The 21,797-nt window shown below is 62.2% G+C and carries 20 protein-coding genes; 5 read left to right on the forward strand and 15 right to left on the reverse strand.

The features are described from left to right. Positions 1-2: 2 nt before the first annotated feature. From HV773_RS28985 to HV773_RS29010, 6 genes are all read right to left on the reverse strand, one after another. Positions 3-740 carry a T4 family baseplate hub assembly chaperone gene (locus HV773_RS28985; protein ID WP_175197601.1) on the reverse strand — a complete coding sequence of 246 codons (738 nt, stop codon included), beginning with the start codon at positions 738-740 and terminating at the stop codon, positions 3-5. Positions 741-746: 6 nt separating this feature from the next. Further along, positions 747-1,277, reverse strand: a complete 531-nt coding sequence (locus HV773_RS28990; protein ID WP_175197602.1) for a phage tail protein — start codon at positions 1,275-1,277, stop codon at positions 747-749. A 10-nt stretch (positions 1,278-1,287) separates the two neighbouring features. Next, positions 1,288-2,817 (reverse strand): phage tail sheath family protein, encoded by a 1,530-nt coding sequence (locus HV773_RS28995; protein ID WP_175197603.1) that lies wholly within the window; start codon positions 2,815-2,817, stop codon positions 1,288-1,290. Between the two features lie 683 nt (positions 2,818-3,500). Then, positions 3,501-4,334, reverse strand: a complete 834-nt coding sequence (locus HV773_RS29000) for a M55 family metallopeptidase (RefSeq protein WP_175197604.1) — start codon at positions 4,332-4,334, stop codon at positions 3,501-3,503. Beyond that, entirely contained in the window at positions 4,331-5,983 is a 1,653-nt protein-coding gene (locus HV773_RS29005) for a serine hydrolase domain-containing protein (RefSeq protein ID WP_175197605.1), read from the reverse strand. The genes HV773_RS29000 and HV773_RS29005 overlap by 4 nt, the downstream gene beginning before the upstream one ends. A gap of 18 nt (positions 5,984-6,001) precedes the next feature. Beyond that, positions 6,002-8,380: a TonB-dependent receptor gene (locus HV773_RS29010; RefSeq protein WP_175197606.1), complete on the reverse strand. Its 2,379-nt coding sequence runs from the start codon at positions 8,378-8,380 to the stop codon at positions 6,002-6,004. Positions 8,381-8,624: 244 nt separating this feature from the next. On the opposite strand from HV773_RS29010, the gene HV773_RS29015 reads away from it, so the two are divergent. After that, on the forward strand, positions 8,625-9,635 hold the full coding sequence (locus HV773_RS29015) for an ATP-binding protein (RefSeq protein WP_246282470.1): 1,011 nt from the start codon (positions 8,625-8,627) through the stop codon (positions 9,633-9,635). A gap of 126 nt (positions 9,636-9,761) precedes the next feature. After that, complete coding sequence (locus tag HV773_RS29020; protein WP_175197607.1) at positions 9,762-11,228, forward strand: M81 family metallopeptidase; 1,467 nt, start codon at positions 9,762-9,764, stop codon at positions 11,226-11,228. Between the two features lie 52 nt (positions 11,229-11,280). Here the strand turns inward: HV773_RS29020 and HV773_RS29025 are convergent, their stop codons facing one another. From HV773_RS29025 to HV773_RS29055, 7 genes are read right to left on the reverse strand one after another with little or no spacing between them, the layout of a single operon-like run. Beyond that, positions 11,281-12,942 (reverse strand): serine hydrolase domain-containing protein, encoded by a 1,662-nt coding sequence (locus HV773_RS29025; protein ID WP_175197608.1) that lies wholly within the window; start codon positions 12,940-12,942, stop codon positions 11,281-11,283. Between the two features lie 9 nt (positions 12,943-12,951). Beyond that, positions 12,952-13,965, reverse strand: a complete 1,014-nt coding sequence (locus tag HV773_RS29030) for a dipeptide epimerase (RefSeq protein WP_246282472.1) — start codon at positions 13,963-13,965, stop codon at positions 12,952-12,954. A 22-nt stretch (positions 13,966-13,987) separates the two neighbouring features. Beyond that, positions 13,988-15,349 (reverse strand): MFS transporter, encoded by a 1,362-nt coding sequence (locus HV773_RS29035; protein WP_175197610.1) that lies wholly within the window; start codon positions 15,347-15,349, stop codon positions 13,988-13,990. A 24-nt stretch (positions 15,350-15,373) separates the two neighbouring features. After that, complete coding sequence (locus tag HV773_RS29040; RefSeq protein ID WP_175197611.1) at positions 15,374-15,802, reverse strand: ExbD/TolR family protein; 429 nt, start codon at positions 15,800-15,802, stop codon at positions 15,374-15,376. A 28-nt stretch (positions 15,803-15,830) separates the two neighbouring features. After that, the gene (locus HV773_RS29045; RefSeq protein ID WP_175197612.1) at positions 15,831-16,262 is read right to left on the reverse strand and encodes an ExbD/TolR family protein; all 432 of its coding nucleotides are present in this window, start codon (positions 16,260-16,262) and stop codon (positions 15,831-15,833) included. A 3-nt stretch (positions 16,263-16,265) separates the two neighbouring features. Further along, positions 16,266-17,054 (reverse strand): MotA/TolQ/ExbB proton channel family protein, encoded by a 789-nt coding sequence (locus HV773_RS29050; protein WP_175197613.1) that lies wholly within the window; start codon positions 17,052-17,054, stop codon positions 16,266-16,268. A 55-nt stretch (positions 17,055-17,109) separates the two neighbouring features. Continuing rightward, entirely contained in the window at positions 17,110-17,754 is a 645-nt protein-coding gene (locus tag HV773_RS29055; protein WP_175197614.1) for an energy transducer TonB, read from the reverse strand. 375 nt (positions 17,755-18,129) lie between these two features. On the opposite strand from HV773_RS29055, the gene HV773_RS29060 reads away from it, so the two are divergent. Beyond that, positions 18,130-18,840 (forward strand): response regulator, encoded by a 711-nt coding sequence (locus HV773_RS29060; protein ID WP_217481955.1) that lies wholly within the window; start codon positions 18,130-18,132, stop codon positions 18,838-18,840. Between the two features lie 13 nt (positions 18,841-18,853). On the opposite strand, the gene HV773_RS29065 is transcribed toward HV773_RS29060, so the two are convergent. Further along, positions 18,854-20,086, reverse strand: a complete 1,233-nt coding sequence (locus tag HV773_RS29065; RefSeq protein ID WP_175197625.1) for an NAD(P)/FAD-dependent oxidoreductase — start codon at positions 20,084-20,086, stop codon at positions 18,854-18,856. 27 nt (positions 20,087-20,113) lie between these two features. Beyond that, a complete protein-coding gene (locus HV773_RS29070) occupies positions 20,114-20,470 on the reverse strand; it encodes a RidA family protein (RefSeq protein ID WP_175197615.1) in 357 nt (118 codons plus the stop codon). A 173-nt stretch (positions 20,471-20,643) separates the two neighbouring features. Between HV773_RS29070 and HV773_RS29075 the strand changes: the two genes are divergently transcribed. Together HV773_RS29075 and HV773_RS29080 are read left to right on the forward strand one after the other, a co-directional pair. Continuing rightward, entirely contained in the window at positions 20,644-21,255 is a 612-nt protein-coding gene (locus HV773_RS29075) for a helix-turn-helix domain-containing protein (RefSeq protein WP_175197626.1), read from the forward strand. A 46-nt stretch (positions 21,256-21,301) separates the two neighbouring features. Next, the gene (locus HV773_RS29080; protein WP_175197616.1) at positions 21,302-21,607 is read left to right on the forward strand and encodes a hypothetical protein; all 306 of its coding nucleotides are present in this window, start codon (positions 21,302-21,304) and stop codon (positions 21,605-21,607) included. Positions 21,608-21,797 lie beyond the last annotated feature (190 nt).

Raw genomic sequence — 21,797 nt, forward strand, 5'->3', positions numbered from 1 at the left:
CCTCATGATCCGGCCAACTCGATGTAGGCCTGCCGGCGCGCCGGGCTCAACTCCAGGATGTCGCGCTCGGACCAGCCGTAGGCGCGGGCAAGAACATGAACTTCCCGCAATATGCGGCAGGCCCAAGCCTCGATTTCGCTCCAGAAAAAAGGAACGATATCGAACGGTGCCTGCCAGCGATATTCGCAAGTCGGGCAGCCCAGGTCCACACGCATGTCCGCCAGGGGATCGGCCTTTGCCAAGGCTTCTGCCGCTGCGGCAACGACTTCCGGCGGCAGGCGGTCCGCTCCGACCGGGTCGCCGTTTTTCGAAGCGCTCACCAGGCTGCGAGCGAACAAGTGCGAGCGCCGAGCCTCGGCGTCGGAATCAAGTGAGAGCGCGGCCATGTCGATGCTGTTCGGCGGACGCAGGCAGAGATCGTAGCCAGCAAACGAAATCCCGATTTCCGTTTGCGGCGGCTCATTGCGCCACGGCGCAAAGCGCGATGCGGCGTCGAAGGAGAACTCGACCTGCTCGCCGCATTCCGGACACGTTGCGCGGCTGGCAAGGGTGGCGCCGAAAATCCAGGCGCGCAGGGCAAGCAGACGCGAATCGCGCTCGCCGATGGGCAGCGCTGCCAGGGAATCGGGAGCCGCCTCAGGGCTCGCCGCAGCAAGCAACACCAAGGCCCGGTCCACCGGACCCCGGGACAGCCCGTCCTCCCACGCGCACAGCAACTCGGCGGCCGACAGGGGGCGCATGGCGGATCATCCGGCTGCCGGGTTCGAGAAGCTCGGTTCGGTGGGCTCAGGAACCGACTGGTCCCGCTCCCAACCTTCGTTTTCGAGCTTGAGGTGCTGGATGGCTACCGCGTTGGCATTGGCGTCGAGGTCGGGCAGCGCCTGGTACTCGGACACCCAGCAGCGATACACCTTGTACGCCAGCGCCAGTTGCCCCGCCTCGTTGTAGACCTCAATGGTGATGTCCTTGCGGAAATCCTGGAGCGAGACTTCAGCGCCGAGGCCGGCACCGATCTGCCAGACCTTGTTGGCCCACTGCTCGAAGGCCACGTCATGGGTGACCCCGCGCTCCAGCGTGATGGCGTCGTACTCGGTTCGCCCCGGGGACTTGCGGCTGCTCGACGGATCGCCGCCTTCGCGGTGCTTGACCACTTCGGTGGTGCGCTTCAGGAGGCCGACCTTGCTGACTCCGGCGACATAGCGGCCGTCCCAGCGCACGCGGAATTTGAAATTCTTGTACGGGTCGAAGCGCTGGGTATTTACGGTGAATTGAGCCATGAGCGCCTCCTCAGGTTGCGATCTGTCCGGCCATCTGCTGGATCTGGATGACGACAAACTCCGCAGGTTTCAGCGGCGCGAAGCCGACGGCGATGTTCACAATTCCCAGGTTGATGTCGTTCTGGGTCGTGGTCTCGTTGTCGCACTTGACGAAATACGCGTCCTGCGGCGTCTGGCCCTGGAAGGCACCCTGCCTGAACAGGTTCTGCATGAAGGCGCCGACGTTCAGCCTGATCTCGGACCATAGGGGATTGTCGTTCGGTTCGAAAACGACCCACTTCAGCGCGCGGTAAAGGCTCTCCTCGATGTACAGCGCCATGCGCCGCACCGGAATGTACTTCCATTCGGAGCCGATCTGGTCGTTGCCCTGGAGCGTGCGCGCCCCCCAGACAACGGTGCCATAGACACTGAAGTTGCGGATGCAATTGACCGCGGTCGGATTGAGGGTGCCGTTCTCGATATCGTTCAGCGGCTGCGAGACGCCCAGCACACCGGTGAGGCTGGCTTCGGTCCCGGCAGGCGCTTTCCATACGCCCCGGGTCGAATCGGTGCGTGCGTAGATTCCGGCCATAAAACCGCAAGGCGGGAAGATGCCTGGCTGGTTCGACATGAGCGGGTCCGGCGCACTGATCCATGGGAAATAGAAAGCAGCGTTGGCCGCATTGTCGCCGGCGGTGATCTGGACCGGCGGCCCCTGGCTGGTCTGCAGCGTCTTGAAGGTGGCATCCTGGTAACAGTCGGCAATAAGCATGGCCCGGTGGTCGTGACAGAAGCCTTCCAGGGTGCTCAAGGTCGCCGGGTCCGCTTCGCCAGGGACGCAAAGCAGGTTGAACAGGTCCACGTGCTCCAGCAGGTCGACGCCGACGCCGCTGCCCGGCAGGACAGCGGTCTCGAAAGCGCCAGCGGGCATGCTGCTGGTGGACGCCGGCGCCAGGACCGTGCCGTCGAGGCCGCCGATAAGCGGCGAGGGCGTGGCGGTGTCCGCCGGCGGACTGGGGTTGACGCCGATCACCGTCGCCGTGACGTAGGACGACTGGTTGTCCACGATTGTCTGGACGTAGCGGCTATCGCCGCTGTTCATCGACAGATTCTCGAAAGACTCGACCAGGACCGCCGGCGCGGGAGTGGGCGGCAGACTGTATACCTGGAGCTGGAATCGCCCAGGGGTCGCCAGGTTCTTGATTTTGATGCCGTAGGCACTGCCCCACAGCCCCGGGCTGTTCGCGCTGACCGTCAACACGCCGCTCAGGGTGACGCTTGCCGCCACGTTGCCGGCGCCGACCACGCGAATGATGTAGGCCTGGGTGCCGCCATTGGCGAAGAACTGGTAAACCGAATAGCCAAGCAAACTGCGGCTGTCCATGCCACCGAACCCGCGAGTGAAGTCCATCCAGCTTTGCACCAGGGTTGCGCTGTCCACGGGTCCCTGTGGAGCCCAGCCGACAAAGGCCGCAATCGACGTGGCGACTCCAGTGATGGTACGCACGCCACTGGGGATCTCTTCGATATAGACGCCCGGATAGTTGACTGTGACAGGCATGTGCCACCTCCTTCTATGGCAGGTTGCGCCGGATGGCCGTCGGGCGCATCCGACTTTCCCGGCTTCCCCGACAAGGTCGGGCGCGTGCGTGCGCGCGCGTTAAAAGCAGGACCGGCAAGATGAAAAAATGATCACCTATTTAGGAATACATATTAGGTGATAGATCAATCGGATCGCAAATTTCGGAGCGTTGGCAAATTCGCTAATGCAAGTGGTTATTTCATTAACGAAGTAGGGCAATCCACCCCGTTCGCAAAGGCGCGACACGAACGAGCAGTCATGCCCGTTCGTCCCTGTTTGCGGTATGCCATTCCGATTTGCTGTCCTTGTAGAGGAATATTCCGGTATCGACGAGTTCGAATTCTTGCCGGCCAAACGTACGGCTCGTGCCGGCAAAAATGAATGTCGAGAGAAAGAGAGTCGCCACCCCGAAGCATAATGAGAGGCGAGCGGATCCTGTGGAATCGCTTTCATCACTTTGGCGAACCTGGTGGAAAGCTGCACGCGTTGCACGCACCAAATTCGCACACTTGAATTCGGCAAATCCTATAGCTGCTTCATGGATCCAGCTACCTTGTGGTTTTTATAGTTGATCAATACGCATTGAGCAAGGATTGCAATCCAGTAAAGAAATTCAAAGAGGCTCGGCGCCAGTTTGATGCAATGGGGGCTTCGAGCCGGCGTCACCGCAACATGGCCGACATCGCCGACAGGCAGATCAGCGTGCGCACCACGTGTTCCACGGAAGGCGCGTCGAAATAAAGCGAGACCCCACCGGTTCGTGCGAGCGTTGGCCACTGGCAGAACAGATCGGCTTGCGCCGGCCCCTGCACACTCAACTCGCACCTGAATTCACTGGATCGATTGGCGGGTGTCTCGCTGACCTTTTCTCCTGCCATGTGCCGTTCTACGACCGCCTGTGCGGCGCGGCGAATCTCGGCTCGCGCGCTAGCGAGCCCCAGCGTAGCGCCGCTCGTGCATCCCGATGCGGTTTTGGTGATCACGAATGTTGCATCGGGAAAGGCCGGACGTGTTTCTTCGGCGAATACGTCGTCGCCAGACAGCAGTGCAACTGATGCTCCGTATTCCTGAGCAAGCGCGCCATACAAGCCCGCTTCGCCCACCGGGACGCCGTTGAGCCGCACGCTCGCAAATGCGAAGCTATTGATCGTATGCGCGAGGATGCCGCGGCTTTGTGCCATGGCGTGGTAGCCGATCATGAACACGAGGTCAGGGCTCGCTTCGAGTCCTGCCATCATGCACAGTGTACGAGGCTTACCGAGCACGATATGCGCGCGTGCGTCGAGCAAATCAGGCAACAGGTTACGAAAACCTCCGTGCGAATCGTTGACCCAGACCTGCGTTGCGCCGCCCGCGAAGGCCCCTTCGATCGCGGCATTCGCTTCGAGCGTCATCCAGCGGCGCGCGGCTTCGTATTCGCCGTTGCCTGCGCGGGTTTGTTCCGGATGAAACACACCCGCGACGCCTTCGATGTCGGTGGAAATGAGCACTTTCATAGGCGCTCCCCATCGATACGATGGGCGCTCTCGCGTGTGAAGTTCAGGTTGCGCGTGCGAGCTGTGTCGATACGAAAACGCACGACCAGCCCAGCCGAGCGTTCCACTGTCAACACGCCGCGGATGACGGTCAACGGACCGACGGGGTCGAACGTGAATACGTCATGATCTACAGGCTCCAGCCGATAGCTCGCACTGCCTGCTACGCCGTCCATCGTCATGGTGAGTTCGTCGTTCTGCACGGCGATAGTTGCATGCGCCGCAGCATCGCTGCTGTAGTACCTGCCTGCCAGACCCGGCAATACGTCGGAGAGCCGAGGGGCGTTGTCGGACAAGCGTTGCAGGATCTGCGCATGACCGCAGTCCACCAGCTCAATGGCAGTCACACGTCCCTCCGGGGACGTGCAAGGTTTGATCAGGCATGCGGCGCCGGTCCCGTCTTCGACCCGCAATGCAGTCGAAGTCTGGATCAGCGGCAAGGGCATTTGCCTGGCGTTGTGGAAGATCACACTCAATCGCCCATCGCGATCGTCGATCACGCAGTACGCTCCGCGCGAGTGGTACTTGCCGAGCAGGGTTTCGTGCCCCGCAGTAGGCAGTGGCGCAGCAGGTTGCGCGCCCAGTATCGCGTCTCCCAGAACGATGTCGACCACCTGCGTGGCGAGTTCGACCGGATCGGCAGCGGCTCCATTGGTGAGAATGATCACATCGAGCGCATGCTGTTGCACGGTCAACATCTGGCAAGCGCCACCGAACACACCGCCAGCATGGTGCAGCAACTCCACGTCGCGATGCGGCGTGCGCATCAATCCCAGGACGTAGACGCCTTCAGCGCCGCTCGAGTAGCGCGGCCTGGCCAGCATCTGGCGCCAGTTCGCTTCGCTGCCCAGGCGCTTGGGGCCGCGCAGATGCGCGAGCCAGAGCAGCATGTCGTCGACCGTCGATACGATCCCGCCTTCGCCGAGCACCTCCCAGGTGGGAAAGAGACCGCGCATAAATCCGCCTTTGCCATCCGGCACGTGCTGGGTGGCCATGCGCGGGCGGATTTGCATGTCGTCGGCAACCGACTCCGTGTCGAGCATGCCCATCACGTTGAAGATGCGTTCCTTGAGGAAGGTCGCGAAGGGGATTCCGCTGGCGCGCTCGATTGCGAGCGACAGCAGGTGGTATCCCCCGTTGCAGTAGATCATCCGCTCCCCCGGCGGGAAATTCACATCACCCTGTCGCAGTTCTGCGGCCAATGCGCCGCCGTGTGGCATCGTCGCTACGCCTTGTGCGAGCAGTGTCAGGTCGAGATAGCAGCGATAGCCTCCCGTATGCGTCATCAATTGCCGCAAGGTCGGGTCGCCGGCCAGCAGCGGCAGTTCGGGCAGATACGTGCGAACCCCGGCGTCGATGTCGAGCTTGCCGTCCTCGGCTAACAGCAGCGCGGCGAGGCAGGTGAATTGCTTGCTCGTCGAGCCGATGCGAAGGCGCGTAGCCGGGGTGTTGATTACGCCATGTTCCAGGCTCGCCAGACCGAAGCCGCGTCGGTAGAGGATCTCGTCCCGATGCGCGACGGCCACGACCAGGCCGGGTTCGTCGCCCTTGTTGAACCGTTCGAACAAGGCATCCAGCTGTTCGGCGACGGCTTGCGAATCTTTCTTCATTATCAGTTATCCATATGATTAGAATGGGATGTTCAGCGTCGCACCAATCGTGCGAGGCTGAATCACGCTGACGAGCGCCGGGCCGCCCAGCGGTATCAGCGACGTGCCGGCCGCGATCAAGGCGCGGCGATCGAACAGGTTGCGGACATAGAACCCCAGGTTGAACTTTCCAAAGTCCACGCCTGCTTGCAGATCCGTGATCGCATAGCCGGGCAGCGGGTAGTCGGGGCGGCCCGAGCTGGCGTCGAAACCGCTATGGCGTCGGCCGACAAATCGCTGGATGACACCCGCATACGACTGATGCCCCTGTACCGTGAACAGATAGGTGCCCGAGAATGTGGCGGCGACTTTGGCCGAGTTCGGCAATGGTTCGCCGGCGGTCGTACCAGCGCTGGTACTTCCCGTCGTCAAACGGGCGTCGATGAGCGACAGATTCGCACTGAAATTCCAGTGCCGGTCTGGACGGAACGTGCCGGAGAACTCCAGCCCCTTGATCCGTGCATCGCCTGCGTTGACGACCTGGTTCACGCCGTCGACCGTGCCGAGCTGCTGGATGTTCTTCCACTCGATGTCGTAGACGGACGCTTCCAGCGAAAGCCGCTTGTCGAGCAGGTCGGCCTTGTAGCCAGCCTCGTAACTCCACAGCGTATCGGGATTGAATGTCGGGCTGCCGGACGCGCGCATGCTGGTGAGCGGATCGATCAGCAGGGCATTCGGGCCGCCGGGCCGGTATCCACTGGCGACGCGGATATACGCATTGCTATTGGGTGTCAGCGCATAGCGCGCGGTGAACATGTAGGTCTTGCTGGTGTCCGACGACGGCGCCGAGACGGTCTGCGTTGGGCCAGCGAGCGTGCCGGACGTCGTCTGCTCATACGTCTGGGTGTTGTGGGCGATCCGCAGGCCAGCGGTCAGGGAAAGGCGCGATGTGAGGTGGTAGGTCAGGTCGCCGTATGCTGCGTACTCGTCGTACGTGCTGGGCGCGTCGATCTCCGAAAGGTTTGGCCCGACAGTGCCATCGGGCAAGGTCGTTAAAAACCCCTCGTTCAACGTGCTGCGCTCATGCGTATAGAAAAGCCCGGCCAGCCACTCCAGCCGCTGATTGCCCGGCGAGGTCAGGCGAAGCTCCTGCGTGAACTTGTTCGTGGTGGCCACATCACTGGCGACCACCGAACCCAGGTCTAGCCCTTGCGCGGCAAATAGCGGCCCGTATACGCCGGTCAAATCTTGCGGCGCGCTCGAGTTGACTCTTTGAAACGACGTGATCGAGTTCAAGCGCGCCCAGCCGAGTTCGTATTCGATCCCGGCGGAATAGAGCTGAATATTCTGGTGAAACGGTTCCGGAGCGAACTGTTGCGTGGTCAGGTCGCCCCAGACCGGTTGCCCGTTGGCGCCATATTCAACGTAGTTCGGAGCGTTGCGATTGATGTTCTGCGAGACCGCGCTTAACCGCACCGTCAGGTCACGAGTCGGAGTCAGCAGCAACGAAGCGCGGGCGCCGTAGGTGTCGCTACGATCGATGTGCGTATCCGCCTGTGGGCCCACTGCATCGACATAACCGCCATCGTGCTGGCCGAAGACGGAGACGCGCAGCGCGGCAACGTCGGTTTTCAGCGGGATATTCAACGTTGCATTGGCCGTGCCGCTCACTCCGCCATGCTCGGTGCCCGACACGCCGGCGCCAACTTGCCCGGAAAACTGCCCCGGGTCGGGTTCATTAGTCACGTACTTGAGCAGACCACCCATCGCGCCCGCACCATACAAGGTCCCCTGCGGACCGCGCAGAATTTCAACGTGATTGAGGTCGAGCAGGCTCATGTCGAGCGCGAAGGTTGCGCTTTGAGAAAACAAGGTGCTGCCGCCAAACGCGACATCGTCGATATAAATGCCGACCGTCGGCCCGGTCTGAACACCTGTCGTCACACCGCGGATGCTGACCTGACCGGACCCGCTGCCGCCGCTAGCGTTCAAATCGACACCCGGCTCCGAAGACAGGTAGTCGGACATCGTTTGTGCGCCGCTCTTCTGCAGTTCGTCGGCCGAGAGTACATTGACCTGCATCGGCACTTCGCGCGCGGGCTCACGTCGGCGAGTCGCGGTAACGACAACGGTATTGAGCGTCGCGCCATCTTTGCCCTGAATCTTCGACGTCTCAGCAACGGATGCATTCGGCGCCGTCGTGCCCGACGCGGCGGCCGGTTTCGCTGCTGAGGCCGCCTCAGGTGCCGCAATCTGCTGGGCTTGCAATTGCGTCGTCGTTTGTTGTTGTGCATGCGCACCCAGCGACGCCAATCCGAACACCGGCCCGACGAATAGCGTTGCATAACGCCCGCCGTGTCGCAGCGGTAACGCCTTCGAAACCGCTGTGTGCTTCGGTTTATTTTTCATTTTCGCCATTGTCTCCTCCTGATTTTTCAATCTGTTGAAACGGATGCCGTATAGCGCAACTCAGGAGTGAACGGTAAGTGCCGGTTATTTCTGTTTCATGAGGCCTTTGTATCGGGGTTGATACAAAGCGCGGCGAAGGTGTCGGGCAGAAGGACCGGCAGCAGGCGTATAGCCGATGCGGAAATTTGTTTCGGGTTTGCAATAAAGGACACACAAAGACCCCACATTCCGGGGCGATAATTGGAGTCATCACATGCTGCCCGCCATCACCATGCGCAAACCTCGCTTCGATTCGGCTTTTTACCGCCTGCTCTTTATGATGATTTCGATCGTCCTCGTGACGCAGGTCAGTGCTGGCCTTGTGCTCTTCAAGCTCTACAGCACGGCGCCTTTCAAGCCCCCTCCCGGGATGAGTGCGGCGCTGCAGTGGGGCGCCGCGGTGATGATCCAGGTGATGCCGGCGCTGATCTCGTCCTGGTTCGGAGCGCGCATGCTTGCCGCACCGTTCCGCTCACTCGCTCTGGGGGCAGACGAACTGTCGCGAAATATCGATGCACCGCCCATCAGGGAAACGGGCCCCATCGAAGCGCGTCAGGCCGCCAGGGTGTTCAACACGATGCAGGCGTCGCTGCGGCGGCAAATGAGTGAACGCAACCGCTTTCTCGCTGCGGTATCGCACGATCTGCGCACCCCCTTGACGCGCATGAAACTACGCCTTCGCTCTGCTCAGGATACCGAATTGAGTGATCGGCTTAGAGACGATATCGACGAGATGACGCAGCTCCTGGAGGCAACACTGTCGTTCTTGCGCAATGAAGAGGTGGTTGAGGCGTTCAGTCCGGTCGATATCAACGCGCTGGTGGATGCGATCGCGGAAGACGCGGCCGAACACGGCCAGCGGGTGACGATCGGCGGTGAGGTGGCGCCGCTATCGGCCCAGCCGCTCGGCCTCAAGCGCTGCCTGACGAATCTGGTTGCCAACGCGATTCGATACGGCGAAGACGCGCACATTCTTTTGACCGATGCGCCGTCGTATGTGCGCATCGAGATACTCGACCATGGCGCCGGCATACCGGAGCCGCAACTGGAGCGGGTGCTCGAGCCGTTCTACCGCGTGGAGAGCTCCCGCAATAAAAATACCGGGGGAACGGGACTGGGCCTTGCCATCGCGAACGACGTCGTGAAGCGTCACGGTGGCGAACTGGTGTTGCGCAACCGCGCGGAAGGTGGCTTGGCGGCGCAGGTCACGTTGCCGCGTCGATGAGGCGGGCTTGCGGACCGGCCATGAGAAAAACTCTATTTCACGCTTGATACACAGTGCTCACAAAGCGGAAATGGCGTCTGCTTATAGTCGGTTCACGCCCCTCAACTACGTTTAGCAGACCTTCTCATGAGAATATATACAGCTCAACTTTCGACCGAAACAAACACCTTCGCCCCTTGTCCGACCGGTTGGGGCGGCTTTGAAGAGAGCACCATCTTTCATGGCGACGCGAGCTTGCGCGAGCCCGACGGCATGGGTCACGTACTGGCGGAAGTCCGGCGTCTTGCCGAGCAGGACGGTCACGAAGTCATAGAGGGACTGTGTGCCGAAGCGCAGCCGTCCGGGCCAACGATTCGCGCGGTCTACGAGTCTTTGCGGAACGAAATTCTCGATGGGGTAAAAGCGGCGTTGCCGTTGGACGCCGTGATCCTGCTGTTGCACGGCGCAATGGTGGCCCAAGGCTACGACGATTGCGAAGGCGATCTGCTTGCGGGCATTCGTGCGATTGTCGGGCCCGATGTGCCCATCTCCGTCACGCTCGATCCGCACTGTCATTTCACACAACTGATGAAGGCATCGGCCGATATTCTGATTGCGTACAAGGAGTATCCGCATATCGACGCCGTGGATCGGGCGCGCGAGGCTTATGAATTGGCGCTCGATACGGCAGCCGGGCGCATCCGTCCGACCATCGGCACGTTCGATTGTCGGATGGTCGGCACATGGCATACCACCAGCGAGCCCATGGCGGGATTCGTCCGGCGCATGCGCTCGCTCGAAGGGAGCAACGGCGTACTGTCGGTGTCGCTCGGCCACGGTTTTCCGTGGGGCGATGTACCCGAAGCCGGCGCGAAAGTCTGGGTGGTGACGGACAACGATCCCGCCAAGGCTGAAGCGCTGGCGGCACAACTGGCGCGCGAGTTCTGGGAGCTGCGCGACGCCACCCGCCCGGCATGGCTCGACATCGATACCGGCCTGAATCGCGCGCTGGCTGTCGACGGCGGCCCGGTCGTACTGGCGGACGCCGCGGATAATCCTGGCGGCGGTGCGCCGTGCGACAGCACATTCATCTTGCGTCGCGTGGTCGAGCGGGGGATCGCCAACGTTGCGATTGGATGCTTGTGGGATCTCGGCGCCATTCAGATTTGCAAGGACGCCGGTGTGGGGGCGACCCTGGATTTGCGCATCGGCGGCAAATGCAGTGTGTATTCGGGCGATCCCGTGGACTTGCGCGTCACCGTGCGTGCCATCGTAGACCGACATACGCAAAGCATCATGGGCCTCGAACAATCGTTAGGGCGGGCCGTACGGGTCGAAGCGGCCAACGGGCTCGATATCGTGCTGATATCGGTTCGCACCCAGGTGCTTGGCGTAGACGCATTCACCGGTCTGGGTATCGACTTTGCCGCGAAGAAGCTGGTGGTCGTGAAATCGACACAGCATTTTCATGCCGATTTTGCCCCCCGCGCGAAAGCCGTATTCCATATCGCGGCCCCAGGTGCGCTCACGACGGCTTTTGCTGAACTAGATTATCGCCGTCGCGATCTCGACTACTGGCCGCGCGTGTCGAACCCGTTCGCGCCGGCAGTATGAATACCTGCCCATGCCGGCGCGGGCTGCGCCGGCATGGGCAGGGCGTCTGGAGTCAGGTGTCGGCCCGCACGGGCGTGAAGGCGAGATGCCGGGTACGAGGCGTATCGACACGAAAGCCCGTGATGTTGGCGCTCGCTGTGTCGCGCGTGAAGGTGACGATCCCGGTCATGATATCCATCGGATCCATCGGCGTCAGTTCGAAGACGTCGCGGGCCACTGGGGCCAGTCGATAGTCGCATCCGCCCACCGCGCCGTCCATACGAAGTACGAGCGCTTCGCCGCAGAGGCGGATGGTTGCACGCGCGTTCGCGTCGTGACTCTCGAACACGGCGGGCATCGCTGCGATCATGCAGGGCGTTATCGCGGGCGCGTCGCCGATTCGTGTGAGGACATCGGTGTGACCGCAATGCGCGACGCGGATGCACGCCAGGTCGTCCGGCGCGCCAGGGGAACCCCAACGCAACGCGAGGGCTCCGTCGCCGCCTGCTTCGGCCTCCATGTCGCTGAACTCATCCAGGCTGTCGTAGAGCGCCATAGGCGGGTTTGGGCAAAGCGGTCCCGTCAGCATCAACGCGCCGTCGCGATCTTCCAGCGCATACACGGCGCCGCTGCAAGGCGAGCGGTAGCGGCCGAGGCGCGCCACATGGCCGGAGGCGCGTGCCGCGACCGGCGGCCCGTTGCCGCTCAGCTCGCCTGCGAGCACGATGTCGACGACCCGCTTCGAGAGTTCGATTGGCGCGTCGACTGCGCCATTGCTGAGCAGGACCACATCGAGTTCGTGTTGTGTCGACAGGAGCATCTGGCTGCTCCCGCCCACGACACCGCCCGAATGGTGTATCAGCTCGGCTCCTCGATAAACGCTTTGCTTGAGGCCGAGCGCATATTGGCTGCGCTGGCCGCTGGAGAACACCGGCAAGGTCAGCATCCGGGCCCAGGTATCGCTGTTGCCGACGATCTTTTCCTTGCAGCGCAGGTGCGCGGTCCACCGCAGCATGTCGTCGACGGTCGAGACGATCGAGCCTTCACCCAGCAAGTCCCACGCTGGAAAGATGCCGCGGCGGAATCCCCCCTGGCGATCGGGCACATGCATCGTTGCCATGCCTCGCGCGATGGTCATGTCATCGGATACGCACGCCGTGTCGCGCATATGCAGCGGGTTGAAGATGGAAGTTCTCAGGAACGCGTCGAACGGCATCCGGCTCGCGCGCTCGATGGCGAGGGAAAGCAGATGGTAGCCGCCGTTCGAATACATCATGCGTTCCCCAGGCGGAAAATTCTCATCGCGTTGACGTTGCTGCGACGCCAACAGCGCGCCACGCGGCAGGATCGCCAGACCCTGCGTCAGCAAGGCAAGGTCGAGTGCGCAGCGCTGTCCGCCCAGATGCGACATCAATTGTCGCAAGGTCGGTGCGCCCGCGGTTGGCGGCAACTCCGGCAGATAGGTGCCGATGGGTGCGTCCGCGTCGAGCATGTCGCGCTCGCACAGCAGCAGCACAGCGAGGCAAGTGAATTGCTTGCTGACGGAGCCGATACGCATTCGCGTGGCCGGCGTGTTAGCGATGCCATGTTCCAGGCTCGCCATGCCGAAGCCGCGCCGATACAGCAGTTGGCCGCGCCAGGTAATGCCGGCGACCAATCCCGGGGCGTCGGTGCGTTGATAAGGCGCGAACAGCGCGTCGAGTTGCGTCGTCGTGGCGGATGCCGCTGGTGTCATATCGATAATTCAACGAAAGAAAGGGGGGGCGCCCGCATGACCCCAAGTTTGGGGCGGGCAATGCAGCAAACCGTCGGTGTAGACAACGCTCGGCTCGCGATCGCGCGCGAGGAAGATCGGTCCGTCAAGATCGACGTGATCGCATTGCTGCCCGAGCAGAAAGGCGGGGGCGATCGCCAACGAAGTGCCTGCCATGCAGCCGACCATGAGAGACAAGCCGGCGTCGCGAACATGGGTTGCGAGATCGAGCGCGCGTGTCAGGCCGCCGCATTTGTCGAGCTTGAGGTTGACGACGTCGTAACGGCGCGCGACTTCGGGCAGATCCGCCAGATCCTGAAACGATTCGTCGGCCGCTAGCGAAATCGGGCAATCGATATGTTCCAGGCAGGCATCCGCGCCGATCGCGAACGGTTGTTCGAGCATGCCGACACCCAGTTGTTGCAGCAGCGGGATCATTGCGTCGAAGTGCGCACGCGACCAGCCTTGATTCGCGTCGACGGCGAGTGGCACGTCCGGGCGCATGTCGCGAATGGCCGCGAGGCGCGGGGCGTCGGCGGCGGTGCCGTCCAGTTTGATTTTTAGCGCCCGGGCATGGGTCAGCGCCCGCGCGGCTTCGGCCATCGCTTGCGGCGTGTCCGTACCAATCGTCATCGTCGTCAACAAGGCGCGCGGAGCGGGCAGGCCGGCCGCGCGCCAGACCGGTATGGCCTGCTGTTGTGACTCTAGCGCCCACAAGGCCGCGTCAACGGCGTTGCGTGCGCCGCCGGGCGGCAACACGTCGAGTAGCTGCGCACGCGTGATGCCTGCTTCGATGGGCGCGCGCGCCGTTTCGATTTGCGCAGCGATCGATTCAGGCGTTTCACCCAGGTAGAAGACGCCCGATGCCTCGCCGTTGCCAGTGTGGTATCCGTCGTCGAGGGTCACGCTTACGAGACAGGCAGCGTCGATAACGTGGCCGGTGATGCGAAACGGAACGGCGAGGGGCCAACGTTCGATACGCAGTGAGAGTTTGCGGGGGCGCATGGGCGAATGAGGGAAAAGAGCATCATGCATAGCGTTCGATGGCCTCGCGTACGCCGCGGCTGGCCGCGCGCATCAGAATGCAGGCGGCGAAGAATCCGAACGCCGCCGTGCAGACGATCGACCACAGCAGACCTCGGCTGAGCGCGTGCATGCGGTCCGACATGAAGCCGATAATCACGGGGCTGGCGGATTGCACGACGATCGACGTCAGCGCGCCGATCGCCGCGACGCGTGAGCGCAAGTGCGCGGGGCAGATGTTCTGCATGATGGTCGGAAACAGCACCATGCCCGCGACCATGCAGGCGAGTTGCGCGCCGAACAGCGCATAGACGGGCGTGATCGAGCCCACCTGCAAGTAAAGGAACGACAGACCGCTTGCTACCAGTGCGCCAAATTCGCATACGCGCAGGGGCGCGAGCACACCGAAGCGCGCCCTCATACGGCCGGCCACGAGCCCGCTGAGCGCGCAGCCCGCGATACCGCCGGCCATTGCCGCCACGCCCATGCCGCCGCCTGCTTCGGCCGGCGTAGCGCCGAAGGTTCGCACTGCCACGACCGGCATCCACGTCGCCACGCCGCCAAACGCCAGGTTGACCAGTCCGATTGCGCCGAAGAACTTGAGCATCATGGTGCCTTCGCGCCGGAAGTAGCGTGATGCGGACGGCTGCAGCGAGAGGTGATGCCAGCGATTCGCGGACGGGTCCGTGTCGTGGTGCTTCCCTGAACTGATGAGCAGAACCAGCACGACCAGCAAGGGGGCAGGCAAGGCAACCGCGAAGAACGCGAGCCGCCAGGGTTCGAAATCGGCGAGTCCCGCCGGCAAGGCGCTGTGTACCGCCGCAATGGTGTGCATCAGCGCGCCGCCGAGCGCCATTCCCGCACCCGCGCCCAACAGATTGGCAAGGGCGAAGATCGCATTGGCGAGTACACGTTGACGCGCCGGAAAGAGATCGGGAATCAGGCCGTAGATCACCGGCACGAGTCCGGCTTCGCCGATCCCCAGGCCGACGGTGGCGATGAACAACTGCCAGAAATGGGTGGTCACGCCGCAGATCGCGGTGGCGGCGCTCCAGACGAGTATGCACGCCGCCAGCACGACGCGGCGATCCACGCGGTCGGCGATCCAGCCGATCGGCAGAGAAGCCACGCCAGCGAAGAGGGCGATGCCCGCGCCCTGCATCAGGCCGATTTGCGTGTCGGTCAATCCGAAATCGTGGCGGATGGGCTCCGCCAGCAAGATCAGCATCTGCCGGTCGACGAACGCGAAAAACGCCACGATCACGAGAATCGCCAGACCGAACCACGCGAGCGGTCCGGCGGGTAATTCCGGTGGCGGGCTTGGGTCCGCCACCGGGGCGGACAAGTCGAGGTTGGAATCGAACATGGAAGCTCTGTGTTGAGAGAACGGTTACTGCGTGAACTGCTCGTTGCCCACGAGCCCGATGCGGTTCGCGCCGAGCCGCTGCGCGGACGCCATGACCATCGCCACGGCGCGGTAGGGCGCGGCCTTGTCGGGCCGAATATGCAGTTCAGTCGGCGCGGGGGAGGCGGCCACGTCGCGCAGCCGCGTTTCCAGTTGCGCGCGCGAGTTCAGTGTTTCGCCATTCCATGCGATCGTGCCGTCGGCCGCGATATCGATCTGCACCACTGGGGGTGTTTGCGGTTGCGACGGCGGCGCGCCGGTCGGCATATCGAGCTTGACGGCGTTGGTCTGGATCGGAATGGTGAGGATCAGCATGATCAGCAAGACGAGCATCACGTCGATCAACGGCGTGGTGTTAATCTCGCTCATTACTTCGGTATCCTCTGCGTTACCGGTAGGCATCGTCATCGCCATCTCTGGTCTCCTTTTCGGTATGGATGAGTTACTGGCGCGGCGGCGGTTCGGTGATGAAGTCGACCTTGCTGATGCCGGCTTGCTGGCAGGCGAACACCACGCGGCCGATGACGGCGTAGCGCGCGTCGAGATCGCCGCGAATGTGAACTTCAGGCTGCGGCGACTGCGCCGCGACCGCCTTGAGCTTCTCGACGAGCGTTGCGGCGTCGGGCACCCGCAGTTCGTCCCAAAACACGTCGCCTTGTTTTGTCACGGCGAGAATCACGTTGCGCGGCGTCGTTTGCAGCGGCTGCACGGCTTCCTTGGGCAGCGAGACCGGCACGGTATGCGAAACCACCGGAATCGTGATAAGAAAAATGATCAACAGGACCAGCATCACGTCGACCAGCGGCGTCGTGTTGATGGTCGCCATGACCTCGTTGTGATCCTCGCCGTCGCGGCTTCCCACGGTCATGGCCATGGCTTACCCCACGCGTGCGAGGGCGGTGGCTTTGGTCGCGGCGGCGAATGAGGCGGTGGTCTTTCCGGTCAGGATCACGATGTGCAATTCCGTCGAGAAGCCGCGTACTCTATCCATGACGGCTTTGTTGCGACGCACGAGCCAGTTGTAGCCGAGGACAGCGGGCACGGCGACGGCGAGACCGATCGCGGTCATGATCAGCGCCTCGCCGACGGGCCCGGCGACTTTATCGATGGATGCCTGACCCGCAATGCCGATGGCGGTCAGCGCGTGATAGATGCCCCACACGGTACCGAACAGTCCGATGAACGGCGCGGTAGAGCCAACCGTGCCAAGAAACGCGAGCCCGTCCTGCAGGCGGCTCGATACTGAGCTGGTCGCACGTTCGATGGCCGCCGCGACCCAGTTGTTGAGGTCGACCTGTTCGAGCAGCGCGCCTTCGTGATGTTCGTAGGCAGCAAGGCCTCGCTCCGCGATGAAGCGGAATGGACTGCCGGCGTCCAGCTGGCGCGTGCCTTCGCCGAGATTGGCGGCTTTCCAGAAACCCTTCTCCGCCGCTTTCGCGCGGCGCAGCACGCGGGCCTGTTCGAGCAGCTTCGCGACGATGATGTACCAGCTGCCCATGGACATGATGACCAGGATGAGCAATGTGCCTCGCGCAATGAAATCGCCGCCCTTCCAGAGCGCATCGAGGCCGTAGGGGTTGGCCACCGTATCGGTGGCGGCGTGGGCGGCGCTGGCCGCGAGCGACAAAGCCATCAGCAAGGTGGCCTGGCGGGTACGGTTGATCATGAACGTCTCCTGAGATGCGTTGATAAACAAAAAGGAACGGCTGTCGAGGGCCGCCTCAATCGAGCTTGAACGAGAAGGGCACTTGCACGCGGACTTCCTCGCCTTGTGCGACGCAGTGGAATTGCCGCACGGCGTTTTCGGCGGCGCGGTCGAGAACCGGGGCGGCCGACTGGATCACGCTCAGGTCTTTGACGCTGCCGTCGGTGCCGACGGTGAAAACCACGACGACATCGCCGGTCAGGTTGTCCTTGAGCGCTTCACGCGGATAGCGGATCCCGGCGCGTACCTCCGTCGAGTTCGGACACACGACGCCGACGCTCTTCGACACCGGCGCTGCAGGAGCAGCGGGGGCGGGCGGCGCGACCGGCGCGGATGGTGCAGGCGCGCTCGACTGTGCAACGATCGCGTTTGGCGACGGCGGCGCCGCAACCGGCACAGCGGGTGGTGGCACGAACGGCGGCGGGGGCGCGACGTGTTTCGGCGGTGGTGGCGCGATCCGCTTGGGCGGCGGGGGCGGTGCAGGGGGAGGCGGTGGCTTGATTTGTTCAATGATGCGCGCCTGAATCGGCTGACGAATCACCTCCACGACTTTCGTCGCCAGACCCGTTAGCAATGCGTAGACGATCGCGGCGTGCAATCCGACCACAAAGGCAATGCCGCCAATACGCCGGGAAGGCGGTTTGGGTTGTGCGTAGTTCATTTCCCGCATGTCTCCTGCCTCGATATGACTTGGGAGCCACGTTAAAACCGCGACTTTTCTGTTTCATATCGGCTTTGTATCGGCGTTGACACAAACGCTTTCAGGCCCGGAAATGTTTCGGCATGAGGCGCAAAGCCAGGCGGGACAGCGAGGAGGGGATGACGTAAAGGGCGTTGCTACGGGAAAATCCCGAGCGGGTTGTCCATGAGGAACGCCCTCGGCAGGCCTGTTGCTTTCTCCGGACGGCCTTTTAGGACAAGGCTCTCAGCGATTATTTCAAGCCTGCAACAATTCGTGCAAAGAGCGCTTATATTAAGAGGCAATAATGAGTGAGGGGCCCCCATCTCACCATCGCAACATCGGAGTAGAGACGCCGTGAACAAAGCGATCCGTATTCTCGTCGTCGACGACGACTCGCAGATTCGCAGCCTGCTATGCGACTGCCTTGCAGACTTCGGCATGACGACTGCACAAGCCGCCTCAGGCGCGGATATGCATCTCGCGCTGAGGGAAGGGGGCTTCGACCTCGTGGTGCTGGACCTGATGCTACCGGACGACGATGGCCTCAACCTGTGCCGCGAGATTCGTGCGACCTCGGAGATTCCATTGATCATCCTGACCGCGCGCGGCGAGATGACCGACCGGATTGTGGGACTGGAATTGGGGGCGGACGATTACGTCGTCAAGCCGTTTGAACCGCGAGAGCTGGTCGCACGCATTCAGACCATCCTGCGCCGCGTACGCGCGCAAACGCAAGGCCGCACGCGAGCGCAGGAGGAAAGCCGCTTCGCGGGCTGGCGGCTTCATCAGACCGGCCGCCACCTGATTGCCGCCGACAACACCGTCATCCCGTTATCGAACGCTGAGTTTCGCTTGCTCAACGCGTTCCTCGCCGCGCCGGGACGCGTGCTGAGCCGCGAATACCTGATGGATACCGCTCGCGGCAAGTCGATCGACGCGTTCGACCGCAGCATCGATGTACAGATCTCGCGCTTGCGCCAGAAGCTGCGGGAGGACATCAAGGAGCCGAAACTGATCCGCACGATTCGCGGCGAGGGCTACATGCTCGATGTCAATCACCGCTAGGCGCGGATGGATTCTAGAAGCGCTCGACTCTGAACGGCTGCGGGTCGACGAGCGTTTCTTCACCCATCATCATTTCGGCGATCAAACGGCCCGTGACCGGGCCCAGCGTCAGGCCATGGTGTGCGTGTCCGAACGCGAACCACAAGTCCCGGTGATTTCTCGCGGGCCCGATGATCGGCATCATGTCGGGCGTGCAAGGACGCCGCCCCATCCAGGCCTCGTCGTCGAGACGCTCGCCCAATGGAAACAGCGTGCGCGCAAGCGGCTCGACCGCAGCGAGTTGCGTGGGCGTTTTGGGCGCATCGCAGCTCGCGATTTCCGCCCCCGTGGTCAAGCGGATACCTCTTGCCATGGGCGCAAGCAGGTAGCCGTTCTCGACGTCGAGAACCGGATGGTTCAGGCGGGCCGCCGCTCGGGGCGCATAGTGCATGTGGTATCCGCGTTTGACGGCAAGCGGCAATCGGTAGCCAAGGCGTGAGCTCACGCGGTCCGACCACGGCCCCAATGCCACGACCGCCGATGAAGCGGCGATCGTTCCCGTTTGCGTGTCGACCGTCCAACCTTCGCGAAACGAGTCTGCATCGCCGATGAAAAACCGCCCGCCCAATGCTTCGAAATACTTCGCGTAGGCTGTGACGAGCGCGTTGGGATCGCTCACGCAATCGGATGCTGGGTAGCGCAAGCCGCCGGACAAGGTTCGGTCGAGATCAGGTTCTTTCCGTTGCAGATGAGCGGCATCCAGCGCTTCGTACTCCACACCATATTCCCGGTGCCACCGTTCGGCGATGCGGGTTTCCTCGTCCTGTACGGCCGCCGTGCGAAACACCTTGATCCAGCCGGTTTGACGCAACAGCGCGGACACCCCGGCGGCGGCGGCCAGCGAGCGATGTTCGTCCACCGAATGCTCGATCAATGTCGAATATGACGTCGCGATAGCGGCATGCTTCTGCGGGTGAGAGTTACGCCAGTATTGCCACAGAAATGGCGCCGTCTTGATTATGGCGTCGGGGTGGTAGCGGACGTGCGTGGATCGATTGCGCGCATAGCGAAGCAAGGTCCGGAGATCGCGTGGAAACGCGTAAGGATAGACGCCTTCACGCTGGATCAGTCCGGCGTTGCCAAACGAAGTTTCGTTGCCGGGCTGCTTGCGGTCGACCAGTGCGACCTGGCGGCCACGCTTTTGCAGGTGCACGGCAACGGACACGCCGACAATGCCCGCGCCAAGCACGACGGTATCGAATTTCAGGGAGGGCATGAACTCACCTGTTGCCGGTTAAGCAAGGAGCGCCGTTACGGCGACTTCGACGTCGCAACCCGGCTTCATCAGCAACGCCTGCACACATGCGCGAGTGGGCGCGCAACCGGACGGCACCCACGCATCCCACACGGCGTTGAATTCCGCGAAGTGTTTGGGATCGCTCAGCCAGATAGTCGCGGTAAGGAGACGCGTGCGGTCGACCCCTGCCGATTCGAGCAGGGTATCGATGCGCGCGAGGACTTCTTGCGTCTGCTCAGTCACGGAAACATGTGCCGTGTCGGGCACCTGGCCGGCCAGATAAACCACCTCTTTGGCGATCACCACCTGGCTCATGCGTGCGTTCGTTTGAAGACGTTTAATTTCGTTCGACATGATGTTGGACCGATGAAATGCTGGCGTCGTCCGGCCAGACTCTTTGAAAAGAAGCGTCAAGTGACGTGAGTTATCATATACGAGAAAATTTAAAATTCCCGTATATGAGAAAAAAATCTTCACCGGAAGCCAGTTCGAGGGTCAAGGCAGTGGCCGAAGAGCCGGTTGCAGAGATGCGCGAGGCGCCGCCCACGCTCGACCATAAGTTGGTGGGCGGGCATTTGCGTCAGGCGCGCAAGGCGCGCGGCCTGACGCTGGCGGAGTTGTCCGAGCGCTCGGGAATCGCGGTGTCCACGATCTCTAAAGCCGAGCGCGGCGATATCGCGCTGACCTACGACAAGTTTGCGGCGCTCGCGCACTCGCTGGAGCTGGAGTTCGACGCGATCTTTGGGCGCCGCCGAAAATCGGCGCGCGGTCCGATCAAGCCGTCCTTTACACCCGCCGGCAAGCAGCCTATCTACGACACGCCGAACTACGAGTACGGCATGCTCGCCAACAATCTGACCGGCAAACGGATGGTACCGATGCGAGCGCGGATTCATGCGCGTGCAGTGTCGGACTTTCCGGAGTACATCCGGCATTCGGGCGAAGAGTTCGTCTTTGTGTTGAGTGGCGCACTCGAATTGCGTTTTGAAATCGGCAAGTCATTCAAACTGGCGCCCGGCGACAGTCTGTATTTCGACAGTTCGGTCGGGCATGTCTACTTGAGCCTCAGCGAGGAGGATGCGCAGGCACTGGTGTGCTGCGTCGATAGCGATGGCGACAGGCCGAGTGGCGTCATTTGACCGACGACGTGAAGATTATCAACTAGACGGAAATGGAGGCGCAGACATGACACGGATCACGATGCTTATGGCGGCCGCGATGCTGGGAATCGCGGCGACCGTTCCGCAGGTGGGCAATGCTGGCACGGCCAAGCCTGCGCGACATCTCATCGAGTGCGGCAACGACCAGCAGAAAGTCTATGTGGCCTATGCGTTCTCGGATGCCAGACGCAGCGGGACGGGGTCAGTAACGACCTGCATGGCCAATGGCGATGTGACCACTGAGGCGGGAATCTGGAAACTGGAGGACAGCCTGAGCGCGCGATTTCAGCGTAAGGTCGTGATCCTGAACATGATCCGGCTGGACCGGTAGAAGGCGTAACACCAATGTCATGGCCAGATACAGATGTCCGCCGCACCCCCAAAGCGGACATCTGAACTTAGCCACTACAACCAAATGTCCCGGCCAGATTGAGATGTCCGACTTCCGGCTCAATAGAAATGTCCGGTTTTAGAGAGGTTTGCTTCTGTCTTTCTTGGGTTCGTCCTCCACTTCGTGTTGA

This window comes from Paraburkholderia caffeinitolerans, assembly GCF_902859945.1.
GTDB classification, from domain to species: Bacteria; Pseudomonadota; Gammaproteobacteria; order Burkholderiales; family Burkholderiaceae; genus Paraburkholderia; species Paraburkholderia caffeinitolerans.